Here is a 13,974-nt window from a genome sequence, read left to right on the forward strand (position 1 = left end):
CGCGTGGCGCCGCGACGGGCCCTCAGGTCGTCAGCATGACCCCGGCGTACGCTGCGGCCGCGACGACCAGCCACGAACCCAGGCCGAGCAGTGCCATCCGCGGGCCGCCGGAACGGGCCAGGGTCGGCAGGTGCACGGCGCTGCCGAGGCCGAGCAGGGCGGCGGCGAGCAACAGTTCCTGCACGGTGTCCGCGGCGTCGAGCACTCCGCTGCCGAGCAGTCCGGTGCTGCGCAGTACGACCATCGCCAGGAATCCCACGACGAACAGGGGCAGCAGGGCGGGCCGGCGGCCGTCGCCGTCCACGGGGTGCCCGGCGTTCTTGCGGCGGCTCAGTGCCACTCCCGCGACCAGCGGCGCCAGCATCGCGACCCGGATCAGCTTGACCAGGACCCCCTCGGTCAGCGCCTGCGGCCCGGCGGTCTGGGCGGTGGCGACGACCTGCCCGACATCGTGCACGCCGGCGCCGACCCAGCGCCCGAACTCCGTCGCGTCCAGGCCGAGCGGGGTCTTGAGCAGCGGCAGTACGGCGATGGCGAGGGTGCCGCAGAGCGTCACCAGGGCGACCGACGAGGCGACCTCCGCTTCGTACCGCTTGTCGCCCCTGTCCTTGCCGAGCATGCCGCTGACCGCGCCGATCGCGGAGGCGCCGCAGATCGAGTAGCCGGTGGCGACGAGCAGCGACAGGCTGTCGGAGAGGCCGATCCTGCGGCCCAGCCACTGCGTCCCGAAGAACGTGACCAGGACGACGCCGACCACCATGACCAGGGTCTGCCAGCCGAGTCCGGCCACGTCGCCGAGGCTCAGTCTCAGGCCGAGCAGCACGATGCCGAGCCGCATCAGCCGCTTGCCCGCCATGGACAAACCGGGCCGGGCGGCACCGCGTACGAGAGGAGCGACTCCCGGCAGATGCGCCACGACGACGCCGAGCACGACGGCCGCGGTGAGCACCGGTACGGCGGGCACCAGCGCGTGCACCCCGAAGGCCGCCGCCACACCGATGGCGGCGAGCGCGAGGCCCGGCACGACGCTTTCTTCATGCGGGGCGGCGGGGGGCGGGGCGCGGTGCACGGACGTGCGGCGTTCGGGGCCGGAGAGAACCATGGCTTTCAGCGTGCGCCGGGTGGGCGGTGCCCACTAGATGTGATCTCGTGGGCAGGTCATAGGGTTTTCCTATGACTCCTGAGGCCTCCGACGCGCATCCACGACCGCTCCCCGATCTGCACGCCCTGCAACTGCTGGTCTGCGTCGCCGAGACCGGGAGCCTGGGGCGGGCTGCCGTGCGGCTGCGCATCAGCCAGCCCTCCGCGAGCGCCCGGATGCGCACGCTGGAGCGGCGTCTGGGCCTGCGACTGCTCGACCGCTCCACCTCGGGCTCCCGGCTCACCCCGGCCGGTGCCGTGGTCGGCGACTGGGCGCGCTCCCTGCTCGAACAGGCCGAGGCGCTGGTCGAGGGCGCCGCCGCGCTGCGATCCCGGCAGGACCACCGGCTCCTGGTGACCGCGAGCCTGACCATCGCCGAGGAACTGATGCCGGGCTGGCTGGTCGCGCTGCGCGAGGAGGAGCCCGACACCCATGTCGGGCTCACCGTCACCAACAGCTCAGGGGTGATCGAGGCGCTGCGCCGCAGGAGGTGCGACCTGGGCTTCGTCGAGGGCCCCTGGGTGCCGGACGACCTGCACCGCACCGTGGTCGGCCGGGACCGCCTCGCCGTGGTCGTGGCCCCCGGTCACCCCTGGGCCCGGCGCCGCCGCCCGCTGAGCGGCCGCGAACTCGCCGACACCCCGCTGCTGCTGCGCGAGCCCGGCTCCGGCAGCCGCGAAACCCTGGAGAAGGCGCTGCGCCCGTACGACGGTGTGGCCGTGCCGGTCCTCGAACTGGGCTCCACCGCGCCCCTGCGCAGCGCGGTCGTCCGGGGCCTGGCGCCCGCGGTGCTCTCCGCGCTGGCCGTTCACGAGGACGTGGACCACGGCCGCCTGGTCGAGGTCGAGGTCGACCCGGCGGTCCCGCTGCGCAGGCTGCTGCACGCCGTGTGGCTCAAAGGCCGTGAACTGCCGGAGGCGGCACTGAGACTGCTTGGGGTGGCACGGTCGGCCCAGGGGCGCTCTTCGAGCATCTGCTCGGCGTACAAGGGCGGTTCTGCGCTCCCGGGGTCCTCTTCTGTTTGAACCGATCGGGCGGTCGCGCAGCGCGGCGGAGCCCTGGGGCGGCCCCGTGCCGCAGCCCGTTCGTGCAGGGCGGGGAGAGCCCGCCGGATCGCGTGAGCGCTGCGTGCGCGGACGGGGCGGCACAGGGCGGACCCGGCGTCACATCGATCAAGGTTGCACGTCTTTGATCAGCGGAAACAAGATTCGGCGGCACCGCCTGGCACGATCCGGGACGATCTTGCAGGCCTTGTAATGCGTAGGGCGTCGGTTCGAATCCGACAGGGGGCTCCACTGGAAACCCCGGGTCACATAGTTTGTGACCCGGGGTTCTCCGTTACTCGGGCTTCTTCCACCGGGCCTTCTTCTCGCCCTCGGCATCGCCGCGAGGCTCTGTGGAAATGAGCGGTGCAGCCACTGAAGAGAGGCTGCCCGGACCTCTTGCGGCGCTGTGCCGAGGGCGCCGGTGAGCCGCCATGAGGGTTTTCAGGATCGTGGGCACCCCCGGCTCGGCCACTGAGGTTCCGCTGCCGTCACCTCCACGATCCACCGGCCTGCGGTGTGGTGGAGGGATCTCGTCCCACGCTGCCGACCGGGACATGGGTGATCGCGAGGGCCGCGGCATCGTCCTCGAGTTCTTCGGTGTGCCGGAACAGAGCGGCGAGCATGGCGTCCAGTACGGCCCCGGGGTCCGGGGGGAGGGGGCCGGTCAGCGGGGGGACGGGGTCGAAGAAGACGCCGTTTCGGTCGCGGGCTTCGGTGATGCCGTCGGTGAACATCACGAGCGTGGCGCCGGGGGGCCACACGAACTCGTCCACCGGGACCTCGGGCCCGGCCAGGTCGCCCAGGCCCAGCGGCAGTGACGGCTCCTCCGGTTCCAGGACGGTCACCTCGCCGTCGTGGACCATCAGCGGCGCCGGGTGGCCCCGGTTCGCCATGCGCAGCACGGAACGGTCGGGGGAGACCTCGACGACGACGGCGGTGACGAAGTCCTCGTACGTCGTATCGTCCCGGTGGCTCTTGACGTCCTGCAGCTGTACTTCCACGCTGCGGACGACGGCGGGCAGGTCCGGCAGCTGAAGGGCCGCCGCGTGGAAGGAGCCCAGCAGGGTGTTGACCAGGGTGACCGCCCGCGTGCCTTTGCCGCGGACGTCGCCGATCACCGTGCGGAGGCCGTAGGGGGTGTCGTAGAGCGCATAGAGGTCGCCGCCGATCAGGGCCTCTTCCTGGGCCGCCTGATACCGGGCGGCGACGGCCAGCCCCCGGACACGATCGGGCACGGCCGGCAGCACCGCGCGCTGGACGGCCTCCGCCACCTCCCGGGAGGTTCTCAGCTGTTCCCGTTCGCGTGCGAACATCCGGTTGAGGAACGCCGCGACGACGGTCAGGATGGCGATGGTCGAGAGCCCGATGAGATCCGAGCGGGTGAAGAGCTCCTTGCTTTCGAGAAAGGTCAGGAACAGCCCGACCAGGCAGGCCGCCGCACCACTGGCGATCGTCCAGGCCAGGGAGAGCATCGGTGCCGCGATCACGGAGACAGCCGCCAGCAGGGGAAAGGTGTTGACTTCCGGCCAGGCCAGGTCGATGAGGACCGAGGCGAGGAGCACGGCGGCAGGCAGGCACCGGGACCACCGCACCCTCCCGAAGGTGTGCTTGTACTGGTACCGCTCCATCCCTCGTGGTCCTCAAGTCGTCCTGTGCCGGTCTGGTCCCAGTTTCTGGTAGGTCCTTGTTCGGGGCGACCGCTGGCCGTCTCGGTGGTGCGCGGACCGCGGAGTCGGTCATCACGGCTCGTGTGCCCCAGGAGTGCCGGAGCAAGCGGTCCGGCACGGTCGACAAGGGTGTCCGTGGGCCGGGGGCCCAAGGTCCGGCCTTCAGGGGGCTCTCCTGAAAACCCCAGGTCAGAAAGTTCTGACCTGGGGTTTTTGTTCAGGGGGTGCGGTGTCGACGGCGGGCGCGGGCGGCGTGGCGCGTCCCTGGGGAGGTGGGCCCGCCCTGCACGTGCCGGTGGGTCCGGCTGATCCGGGTGTGCCGCGGGATCTCCATGGTGGTCGGCATGTCCACACCGAGTTCGTTCAGGATCGCGCCGGCGGGGAGCCGTACCCCGCCGGAAGCGTGTGGACGCGGACCGCGGTGGGTGTCATGATCACGCCGGTGTCCGGCGGAGGGCCGGCGCGCCGGGAGGGGAACCATGCGGCTTTATCTCGTCCTACCTTCTGTGGCGGTGGCGTTGCTCTTCGCTGCTTCGGGCGTAGCAGCGGTCACCCGTGGCTGGGTGCTTCCCTGGAACCGGCGTCACGTCCGCCGCGTTCGTCTCTACGGCTGGGGTCAGTTGGTGGCCGGCTTCGGCCTGTGCTGTCAGGTGGTCTTCGGGCTGGTGATCAGCGGCATCGGCATCCGGCAGTTCGGGACCTTTGCGGGGAGCGGGCTTCTGCTGACCGGTCTCCTCGTGATGGTGGTGAGCCAGTTCGGGGGTGACCGGCAGGGCAGCGGCACGCCTTGAGCGGGTCGACCGAAGCCAGGTGCTGATTCCAGGGCTGCCAAGGGGCCGACGACCCGCGGCGTGGTCATCCCGTCGCGCAGCCGCTTTGCCCGCCTGGTGATCACGGTGTCGGTGGGGTGGGTGCGGATCGTGGGGGGCGACGGCGCAGGCGGTGGGCGATCTCGAGGTCGAGGGGGGACGGGGGGCGGCCGTTCTCGATGTGCCACAGGCAGTTCTGGAGCAGGCGGGCGTGGGTCCAGGCGAGGGCCCGGTCGCGGTCCAGGCCGAGGACGTCGGTGAGCGCGTCGAAGCGCCAGGCGGTGTCGGCGGTGTCGTTGGCGTCGTCGGCGTCGAAGCGGTTGGCCAGGGCGGGCCAGAGGTCGAAGCCGGGGTCGCCGGCGAGTGGCTTGGGATCGATGGCGAGCCAGGGGGCGCGGTCGGCGGCCAGGACGTTGTCGTAGTGCAGGTCCCAGTGCAGGAGGCGGTCGCCCGATTCGTCCGCCACCTCCCGCAGGGCCGCGGCGCAGTCGGCGACGGTGCGGCGGACGGCCGGGTCCGGGATACGGGCCAGGGCTCCGGGAGCCCGCTCCAGCAGGGCGTGCGCGATGTCGCCGAGGCGGCGCAGGCCCGCCGGGGCGGGGGTGCTGGTGAGGTGCGCCAGGAGGCGGGCGATGACCAGGACGGCCTCGCGGACGTCGGGCAGGCGGGCCAGTGTCCTGGCGGGGTCGAGGCGTTCCAGGAGCAGGGTGCCGGTGGAGGCGTCGTGGTCCAGCAGGCGGACGGCTCCGTCGCCGTTCCAGGTGCGCAGGGCGACGGGCTCGCCCTCGGTCTCCTCGTCCGGGATCTGGAGCTTCAGCACGGCCGGTGTGCCGTCCGCGCGGTCGACGGGGAGGACCAGGGCGCTCACGCCGTGCATCGGCGCGCCGGTGACCCGCAGGTCCCAGTGGTCCAGGAAGGCGGCGGTCAGCCCGGGCAGCCCGGAGACGAAGGCGCGGCCCGCCTCGCCGTTGAACTTCTCCTGTGCCGCCGCGAGTTCCTCGGGTACGTGGATCACGGTGGGCACGATAGTGCGATGCTCACGGCTCCAGGACGACTTTCCCGGTCGTGCCCCGGCTCTCCAGGGCGCGGTGGGCGGAGGCGGCCTCGGCGAGGGGGAAGCGGTGGACGGCGGGGGTGAGCCGGCCTTCGGCGGCTTCGGTGAGGGCGCGCAGTTCGAGGGTGCGTACGGGGTCGGCGCCGCCGGCCCTGCGCATCATCTCGGGGCCGAGGACGTTGAGGGAGACGCCGTCGACGAGGTAGGGGCCGGTGCTGTCGAGGCCTTGAGCGGACCAGCCGAAGACGACGTGGCGGCCGCCGGGGGCGAGGAGGGTGACCGCCACGCGGGCGGTGTCGCCGCCGACGCCGTCGTAGACGAGGGTGATGTCGCCCTGGTGGGCGGAGAGCCGCTCGGGCCAGGCCGGGTCGGTGTAGTCGACGGCGAGGTCGGCGCCGTTCGCCGCCACGCGGGCTGTCTTCCCGGGGCCGCCGGCGAGGCCGATGACGGTGGCGCCGGCGTTCTTGGCGTACTGGACGAGGAGGGTGCCGATGCCGCCGGCCGCGGCGGGGACGAGGACCACGTCGCCGGGGCCGGGCTCGGCGAACTGCACGATGCCCATGACCGTGCGGCCGGTGCCGATCATGGCGACGGCCTGGGCGAAGTCGAGGCGCTCGGGGATCTCGTGGAGGCGGTCGGCGTCGGTGACGGCGAGCTCCGCGTAGCCTCCGGGGGCGAAGCCGAGGTGGGCGACGACGCGCTTGCCGAGCCAGCCGGCCGGCGTGCCGTCGCCCAACGCGTCGACCACTCCGGCGACTTCGCGGCCGGGGACGGTGGGCAGGGTCGTCGGGGCGGGCGCGGGTCCCTGGTGGCCCTGCCGCAGCGCGGTGTCCAGGAGGTGGACTCCGGCGGCCCGGACGGCGATACGGACCTGGCCGGGGTCGGGTCGCGGCTCCTCGACCTGCTCGTGGACGAGGTTCTCGGCCGGGCCGAAGGCGTACAGGCGGACGGCGTGCATGAGGCTCCCAGGGGTGCGATGCGGCTTCGACAGCGCCCCCACTGTTCAACCTCAAGCCCGCTTGAGGTCAAGCTTGTGGGGGCCCAGGTCCAGGTCCAGGCGCAGGGCGAGGGAGACGGCGGTGAGGGCGCTGGTGAAGGAGACCTCGGAGAGCACGCCGGGGGCGGCGACCTGGTCGCCGGCGAGGTGGACGCCGTGGCCGCGGTCGACGGCGGGCCGGTCGCGCCAGCTGGTGCCCGGCAGGTCGACGGCGCCGGTGCGTCCGGCCGCGACCGCCTCCCGCCGCCAGGTGACGCGCTCCCGCCAGCCGTCGAAGGCGAGGTCCAGGAGTTCTTCGGCGCGGGCGGTCCCGTGGGACTTGGACTCGTGCGGGGCGATGGGGATCTGACCCTGGATGAGCTGTTCTCCGGCCGGGGCGAGGGTGCGGTCCTGGGCGGTGAACCGTTCCAGCCAGCCGGTCGCGTCCAGGTCGGACACGACGAACGCGTCGCCGCGCCGGGTGCGCAGGGCGAGGTCGACGAGGACGGTGCGGCCGCTCGGCCAGGTCAGGGTGGGGTCGCCGAGGAGCCGGCGGGCGGCGTCCAGGGAGGTGGCGACGACGACAGGGGTGTCGGTGGGGAGGGTGTCGACGCGGGACAGGGTCTCCACGCGGACGCCCAGGTTCCGGGCGTGGGCGGCCATCCGGTCGATGAGGCCGCCCCAGCCGCCGCGCGGGTAGTGGGCCTCGGGGGGCAGTGCGGTGGCGCGGCGCAGGCGTTCCTGCACATAGGCGGCGGACAGCGAGCCGGGGTCGTGGTGGAAGAGGGCGACTGCGGAGTAGTGGGCGGCGGCCCGTGCGCCTTCCTCGCCCGTGATGCCGGTCGCCCAGGTGAGGAAGTCGGTGTCGACGGGGGCACGGGCGTTGCCGCGGCGCAGCAGCTTCAGCATGGCGAGGGGCGGGGTACGGCGCAGTGCGCCCCGGTGGCGGAGGCGGAAGCGGGTGGCTTCCAGGGGCGGGAGGGGAGCGAGGGGGCCGATGAGGCCGCGTTGCCGGAGCCAGGGCCAGTGCGGGCCGCCGCTGTAGAGGGCGTGCGGGCCCTCGTTGGTGCGGTAGGGACCGTCTGCTGTGCGGGCCCGGCCGCCGAGGGTGTGGTGGGCCTCGTGGAGGGTGACTTCGGCCCCGGCCTCGGCGGCGGTGATGGCCGCGGTCAGTCCGGCGAAGCCGCCGCCGATGACGGTGATGCGGTGCATGGCTGAGATCTCCCTCGGTCGGGGTGGCGCCTGCTGGATCGGAGGATCGGAGGATCGGAGGGGTCGGGGTGGAGCGGAGGGAACGGGGGTCGGAGGGATCGGGCGGAGTGGGCGGTTCGCGGCTACGACGGTTCGGGGCTCCGGGATGTGACATGTGCGGGGTTCTCGCAGGTCGGGGGGATTGTCAGTGGTGGGGTGCAGGATGGGCGCATGGTGAGGAGAGCGGTGGGCGGTGCGGGGGCGGTGCGCGGTGCGGGGGTGAAGGGCACGCGGCGGCCGGAGCTGCGGCTGCCGGTGCTGGAGAGGTACGAGGAGGGCGGGCTGGAGCCGGACGGGGACTACGACGGGCTGGAGTTCCGGGAGCTGGACCTCTCGGGGCAGGACGGCGCGGGGGCGCGGTTCATGGACTGCGCGGTGACGGGGTGCGCGCTGGACGAGACCCGGCTGCCCCGGGCCAGGGTGCTGGACTCCGTCCTCGCCGAGGTGCGGGGTGTGGGCACGGACCTCGCCGGGGCGACCCTGCGCGACGTCGAGCTGACGGACGCGCGGCTCGGGGGGACACAGCTGCACGGGGCGGTGCTGGAGCGGGTCCTGGTCCGCGGCGGGAAGATCGACTTCCTGAACCTGCGGTCCGCGCGGCTCAGGGACGTCGTCTTCGAGGGCTGTGTCCTGGTCGAGCCGGACTTCGGCGGGGCGAGGCTGGAGCGGGTGGAGTTCGTGGACTGCGCGCTGAAGGACGTCGATCTCAGCGGGGCCACCCTGACGGACGTCGATCTGCGCGGTGCCGCTTCGCTGGAGATCGCCCGGGGGGTGGACAGGCTGGCGGGGGCGGTGATCAGTACGGGGCAGCTGCTGGATCTGGCGCCGGTGCTGGCGGGGGAGCTGGGGATCCGGGTGGAGGGCTGAGCCGACAGGACCAGCAGGGCCGGCAGGGAAGGGCCGGAGGGAGCGCGGCGGGTCAATCCAGGCGGGGGTAGCGGGCCTGGAGGGTCCAGACGGCCGGGTTCTCGCCGAGGTCCTCGTGCAGGTCGGTCAGGTCGGCGAGCAGGTCGTGCAGGAAGTCGCGGGCCTCACGGCGGAGTTCGGTGTGGGAGAACGTCAGGGGCGGTTCCGAGGCCGGAAGCCACTCGGCCTCGATGTCCACCCATCCGAAGCGGCGCTCGAAGAGCAGCCGGTCGGTGGACTCGGTGAAGTCCAGCTCCGCCCACTGGGGGCGGGAGGCGCGGGAGCCCGCCGGATCCCGGTCGATCCGTTCCACGATGTCGCACAGCGCCCATGCGAAGTCGAGCACCGGCACCCATCCCCAGGCTGTGGACAGTTCCCGGTCCGCCTCGGTGTCGGCGAGGTAGACGTCGCCGCAGAAGAGGTCGTGGCGCAGGGCGTGGACGTCCACGCGGCGGTAGTCGGTCTGCGGGGGGTCGGGGAAGCGGTTGGAGAGGGCGTAGCCGATGTCGAGCACGGAGGTGATGGTGTCACGACGGACGCGGTGCCCCACCCGACGGTCCCCGGGTGGGGGGCGGCCCGTATGCCGGTGCCCCCGCCCAGGACGTGCCGGGGCCCCCGGCCGGTGTGCTTCGCGATGCCGTGGTGCGGTGCGCGAAGTGCCGGGCGGCCGGGGGCTCCGAGAGGGCTGCGGGGCGTCCGTCAGACGTTCACGCCGAAGTCCTGGGCGATGCCCGTCAGGCCCGACGCGTAGCCCTGGCCGACGGCGCGGAACTTCCACTCGGCGCCGTTGCGGTACAGCTCGCCGAAGACCATGGCGGTCTCGGTGGCCGCGTCCTCCGACAGGTCGTAGCGGGCGATCTCGGCGCCGCCGGCCTGGTTGACGATGCGGATGTAGGCGTTGCGCACCTGTCCGAAGTTCTGCGAGCGGTTCTCGGCGTCGTAGATCGAGACCGGGAAGACGATCTTGTCGATGTCGGCCGGCAGGGCGGCGAGGTTGACGTTGATGGCCTCGTCGTCGCCGGCGCCCTCACCGGTGCGGTTGTCGCCGGTGTGGACGATGGTGTTGTCCGGCGTCTGCTTGTTGTTGAAGAAGACGAAGTGGCCGTCGGAGTAGACCTTGCCCCCCGGGTTGACCGCGATCGCGGAGGCATCGAGGTCGAAGTCCGTGCCGGTGGTGGTGCGGACGTCCCAGCCGAGGCCCACGGTGACGGCGGTCAGGCCCGGAGCCTCCTTGGTGAGCGAGACGTTGCCACCCTTGGACAGGCTTACAGCCATTGTTGGGAGTCCCTTCCCTCGTGTACGTACGGCTACGAAGCTACAGCTACCCCCTTGAACGCGAGAGGGGGGCGCGAGGTTCCAGGCCGCTTTGCTTTCTTTACCGGGATGACGGGGGTGACCGGGATAACCGGGATAACCGGGTGACGTGGACCGGTCAGAGGCGGGAACATGTACGGCATGTCCGGTCCCTATGTCATCCGTGGCTCCGTCTCGCTGCCCGAGGCCGAGCTGATGTGGCGTTTCTCCAGGTCCTCGGGGCCGGGCGGGCAGCATGTGAACACCAGTGACTCGCAGGTGGAGCTCCGCTTCGACCTCGCCGCCACCGACGCGCTGCCCGAGGTGTGGAAGCAGCGGGCGCTGGAGCGGCTGGCGGGGCGGCTGTCCGGTGGCGTCGTCACCGTCCGGGCCTCCGAGCACCGCTCCCAGTGGCGCAACCGCGAGGCCGCCGCCGTGCGCCTCGCCGCGCTCCTCGCCGAGGCCACCGCGCCCCCGCCCAGGCCCCGCAAGCCGACCCGCATCCCACGCGGCATCAACGAACGCCGGCTGCGGGAGAAGAAGCAGCGCTCGGAGACGAAACGGGGGCGCTCCGCGCGGGACTGGGGGTGATCCGCGGAAGGAGGACCGGGGCCGGGACCGCCGGCCGTCAGGCCAGGTCCAGTACCCCGACCGTCTCGCCCTCGACGACCTCCCCGTTCTTACGGAAGCCCAGGCCGAGGTAGAAGCCCTCCGGGCCGTGCTCGCCGGGGTGCCAGGTGACGTGGAACTGCTTGCCGCCCCGGGCGCGGATCTCCGCGGCCACCGACTCCACGGCGAAGCGGCCGTAGCCCTTGCCCTGTTCCCCGGCGGCGATGTTCAGCCGCCACAGGCCCGAACGGACGACGCTGCCACCGTCCTCGTGCCAGTCGGCGTCGAGGAAGGCCATCAGGAAGCCGACCGCGCGGTCACCGTCCATGATCAGGCGGGGCCAGGCGGAGCCGGAGTGGACGTACGCCTCGGCGAGGGACTTCACGACCGGGGCGACCGCGAACTCCTGGTCGGGGCGGACGCGTACGCCGAGGGCGGCGTCGAAGTTTTTCGGGGTGATCTCTTCGAGGCGGAGGCCTGTGGTCTTCGTCACCTGGGCAGGGTAGGTGCCCGATCGCCTTTCGGTGGAAGGGGTTTCCGGTCCGGAAAGCGCCCGGGGCGCGTTCAGGCCAGGTGGCGGTAGCGGCCTCGGAAGTAGGTCAGGGGGCCGCCGTCGGCGCTGGGCAGGTGCGCCGTGAGGACGCGGCCGATCACCAGGGTGTGGTCGCCGGCGGGCACCCGCTGCTCGGTGCGGCACTCCAGGGTCGCGAGGGCACCGCCCACCAGCGGGGCCCCGCTGTGCTCGCCCCGTATGTACGGGATGTCGGCGAAGAGGAGGCGGTCGCTGATCCGGCCCTTCATCGAGAAGCGGCCCGCGATGTGCCGCTGGCTCTCGGACAGCACGGAGACCGACCACAGCGGCTGCTCGTCGAGCAGGTCGTCCATGCGGGAGCCCTCGCGCAGGCTGACCAGTACCAGGGGCGGGTCCAGGGAGACCGACAGGAACGCCGTCGCCGTCATGCCCACGTCCTCGCCGGCCGGCGCCCGCGGGTCGTCCGGGTCCAGCGGCGGCTCCTGCGCGGTCACCAGGACCACACCGGCGGCCAGGCGGGACATGGCGGCACGGAACTCGTCGTTGCTCACCCCCTCAGCATGCCGGGTGGCAGGCGGAGCGGCGGGCGCGGGCGGGGGCGGCGGGGGCGAGGGGGGTACGGAAGTGTTCGGCACACCGGAAACGCTAATCTCCGCTCCGTGCGCACCGCATCGGGCCCCGGCCCGAGGAGGGACCTAGGACCAGAGGCGGAGCGGAGTACGGGCCACCTGCGGGGCGAGCGGGGAAACCCTGCGGAAAAGGTGTGAAATGCACACTCGGCACCTTCGGTGAATTCGCGGGGAAACCCCGGAAAGGCCTCTCAATTGTTCACGTTTGGTTGTGACTTGAGTCACAAGGGGTGGTAATTGTTGACCCTGTGTACCGGGTGGGCAGCGCGCTGTGATTCAGTGGCGGGGATACTGCCAGGACGATACGTCGATGAGATCGCTTGATCCGCCGCGAGGTCCCGGGGGGAGGGTGAGCATGGAGACCGATTCTGAGCCCTACGTCCGTCTTGCCTCCCTGCGGCAACTCCACCAGGCCATGGCCGCCATGAACTCGGCCCGCAGTCTGGCCGACACCCTGCAGACCGTCGCCGACGGCGCCGTCGACGCCCTCGGCTACGAACTGGCCTGCGTCAACCTCGTACGCCCCGACAACAACCTGGTCGTGGCCGCCTTCTCGGGCAACGCCGCCGCCGAGGCCCTCATCACCGGCCGGGTCGGCTCACGCGACTCCTGGGAGCGCCGTCTCTCCATGGGCGAGGCCTGGGGCGACCTGATCTTCATACCGCACACCGAGGGCTGGGTCCTCGACGACGACGACGTCCCCCAGTGGTACACCGACGGCCCCGCCCCCCGCTTCGAGGACGAGTGGCACCCCTCCGACCGGCTCTTCGCCCCGATGTACGCGCCCGGCCCGCAGGGCGGCGAGACCTGCGGCGAGCTGATCGGCGTGCTCTCCGTGGACCGCCCGCGCAACGGCCGGCTGCCCGGCGCCTGGGGCCGCGAAGCGCTCCAGATGTACGCCTTCCAGGCCGCCATCGCGATCAGCAACGCCCGGCTGCGCTCCAACATGCAGCGCGCCCTGGTCCGCCTGGAGCGCGAGCAGCAGGCCCTGCGTGCCAGTGAGGAAAGCTTCCGGCAGGCCTTCGAGTACGCCCCTTCCGGCATGGCCGTCGCGGAGCTGGGCGGCGACCAGCACGGCCGCATCCTGCGCACCAACGACGCGCTGTGCCGACTGCTCGGCCGCCCCGCCTCCGCGATGCGCCGCTACTCCTTCTCCGACCTCGTGCACCCCGAGGACATCGGCACGCTGCTGCGGACCTCCGCCGAGGGCGGCCGCGCCGAACTGCGGCTGGCCCGCAGGGACGGCACCTACCTCTGGGTGTCCCTGCGCAACTCCGTCGTCGCCGACGCCGCCGACGGGCCGCGCTTCCTGCTCACCCACGTCGAGGACATCGAGGAGCGCAAGCGCCGCGAGCTGCACCTCGCCCACCGCGCCTCCCACGACTCCCTCACCGGTCTGCCGAACTCCGCCGAGCTGCGTGCCCGGCTCTCCGCCCGCCTGTGCCGGCAGCGCCCGCAGGGCGTACTGCCCGCCGCCGTGGCCGACTCCCTGGCCGCCTTCGAGTCCTTCGAGCCCTTCGACTCCCAGGACGCCGCCCACGGCCCGCCCGCCTTCGACCGGGGCCACGACTTCGACTTCCCGCCCGAGGCCGAGACGTTCGAGGGCTACGACCACCATGTGCACGCCGTCGCCCCCGACGAGGGCCGCGACGACGGTGCCAAGGGTCTCGCCGTGCTCTTCTGCGACCTCGACGGTTTCAAGTCGATCAACGACCGGTTCGGGCACAACGCGGGTGACGCGGTCCTCATCGAGGTCGCCCGCCGGCTCAGCGCCGGTGTCCGGGACGGCGACACCGTGGCCCGGCTCGGCGGCGACGAGTTCGTGATCCTCGCCAACGGGCTCGGCCGGGCCGACGCCCAGGACCTCGCCGTACGGCTGCGCAACGAGATCATCCAGCCCATCCGGGCCGAGGGGCGGGCCGTGCGGGTGGGCGCCAGTTTCGGCATCGGATGGGCACACTGCGGCATGACCGCGGACGAGGTGTTGAAATCCGCTGACGAGCGGATGTACGTCGAGAAACGATCTCGTCCCAAACAGCACCGGCGCGCGGGATGAACCGC

General features: G+C 72.4%; 14 protein-coding genes. 5 read left to right on the top strand and 9 right to left on the bottom strand.

Translation table 11 applies throughout. The features are described from left to right. Window positions 1–22: 22 nt before the first annotated feature. Window positions 23–1,102, bottom strand: a complete 1,080-nt coding sequence (locus PYS65_RS19885) for a YeiH family protein (protein WP_279335269.1) — start codon at window positions 1,100–1,102, stop codon at window positions 23–25. A 71-nt stretch (window positions 1,103–1,173) separates the two neighbouring features. On the opposite strand from PYS65_RS19885, the gene PYS65_RS19890 reads away from it, so the two are divergent. After that, the gene (locus tag PYS65_RS19890; protein WP_279335270.1) at window positions 1,174–2,166 is read left to right on the top strand and encodes a LysR substrate-binding domain-containing protein; all 993 of its coding nucleotides are present in this window, start codon (window positions 1,174–1,176) and stop codon (window positions 2,164–2,166) included. Window positions 2,167–2,675: 509 nt separating this feature from the next. On the opposite strand, the gene PYS65_RS19895 is transcribed toward PYS65_RS19890, so the two are convergent. Further along, window positions 2,676–3,815: a PP2C family protein-serine/threonine phosphatase gene (locus PYS65_RS19895; protein WP_279335271.1), complete on the bottom strand. Its 1,140-nt coding sequence runs from the start codon at window positions 3,813–3,815 to the stop codon at window positions 2,676–2,678. A 518-nt stretch (window positions 3,816–4,333) separates the two neighbouring features. On the opposite strand from PYS65_RS19895, the gene PYS65_RS19900 reads away from it, so the two are divergent. Beyond that, complete coding sequence (locus PYS65_RS19900) at window positions 4,334–4,645, top strand: hypothetical protein (RefSeq protein ID WP_279335272.1); 312 nt, start codon at window positions 4,334–4,336, stop codon at window positions 4,643–4,645. 100 nt (window positions 4,646–4,745) lie between these two features. Here the strand turns inward: PYS65_RS19900 and PYS65_RS19905 are convergent, their stop codons facing one another. From PYS65_RS19905 to PYS65_RS19915, 3 genes are read right to left on the bottom strand one after another with little or no spacing between them, the layout of a single operon-like run. Continuing rightward, window positions 4,746–5,687, bottom strand: coding sequence for an aminoglycoside phosphotransferase family protein (locus PYS65_RS19905; protein WP_423836105.1), 942 nt, complete (start codon window positions 5,685–5,687; stop codon window positions 4,746–4,748). A gap of 13 nt (window positions 5,688–5,700) precedes the next feature. Next, complete coding sequence (locus tag PYS65_RS19910) at window positions 5,701–6,675, bottom strand: zinc-binding dehydrogenase (RefSeq protein ID WP_279335274.1); 975 nt, start codon at window positions 6,673–6,675, stop codon at window positions 5,701–5,703. 51 nt (window positions 6,676–6,726) lie between these two features. After that, window positions 6,727–7,905: an NAD(P)-binding protein gene (locus tag PYS65_RS19915; protein ID WP_279335275.1), complete on the bottom strand. Its 1,179-nt coding sequence runs from the start codon at window positions 7,903–7,905 to the stop codon at window positions 6,727–6,729. Between the two features lie 210 nt (window positions 7,906–8,115). Between PYS65_RS19915 and PYS65_RS19920 the strand changes: the two genes are divergently transcribed. Next, entirely contained in the window at window positions 8,116–8,811 is a 696-nt protein-coding gene (locus PYS65_RS19920) for a pentapeptide repeat-containing protein (RefSeq protein WP_279335276.1), read from the top strand. 52 nt (window positions 8,812–8,863) lie between these two features. Here the strand turns inward: PYS65_RS19920 and PYS65_RS19925 are convergent, their stop codons facing one another. Further along, window positions 8,864–9,364, bottom strand: coding sequence for a hypothetical protein (locus tag PYS65_RS19925; protein ID WP_279338011.1), 501 nt, complete (start codon window positions 9,362–9,364; stop codon window positions 8,864–8,866). 185 nt (window positions 9,365–9,549) lie between these two features. After that, complete coding sequence (locus tag PYS65_RS19930) at window positions 9,550–10,125, bottom strand: TerD family protein (RefSeq protein WP_279335277.1); 576 nt, start codon at window positions 10,123–10,125, stop codon at window positions 9,550–9,552. 171 nt (window positions 10,126–10,296) lie between these two features. Between PYS65_RS19930 and arfB the strand changes: the two genes are divergently transcribed. Then, a complete protein-coding gene (gene arfB / locus PYS65_RS19935; RefSeq protein ID WP_279335278.1) occupies window positions 10,297–10,734 on the top strand; it encodes an alternative ribosome rescue aminoacyl-tRNA hydrolase ArfB in 438 nt (145 codons plus the stop codon). 37 nt (window positions 10,735–10,771) lie between these two features. Here the strand turns inward: arfB and PYS65_RS19940 are convergent, their stop codons facing one another. After that, window positions 10,772–11,245, bottom strand: coding sequence for a GNAT family N-acetyltransferase (locus PYS65_RS19940; RefSeq protein ID WP_279335279.1), 474 nt, complete (start codon window positions 11,243–11,245; stop codon window positions 10,772–10,774). 71 nt (window positions 11,246–11,316) lie between these two features. Beyond that, entirely contained in the window at window positions 11,317–11,808 is a 492-nt protein-coding gene (locus PYS65_RS19945) for a flavin reductase family protein (RefSeq protein ID WP_341483716.1), read from the bottom strand. A gap of 460 nt (window positions 11,809–12,268) precedes the next feature. Here PYS65_RS19945 and cdgB point away from each other — a divergent pair, with 460 nt between their 5' ends. After that, on the top strand, window positions 12,269–13,969 hold the full coding sequence (gene cdgB, locus PYS65_RS19950; RefSeq protein WP_279335281.1) for a diguanylate cyclase CdgB: 1,701 nt from the start codon (window positions 12,269–12,271) through the stop codon (window positions 13,967–13,969). Window positions 13,970–13,974 lie beyond the last annotated feature (5 nt).

The organism is Streptomyces cathayae, from assembly GCF_029760955.1.
GTDB classification, from domain to species: Bacteria; Actinomycetota; Actinomycetes; order Streptomycetales; family Streptomycetaceae; genus Streptomyces; species Streptomyces cathayae.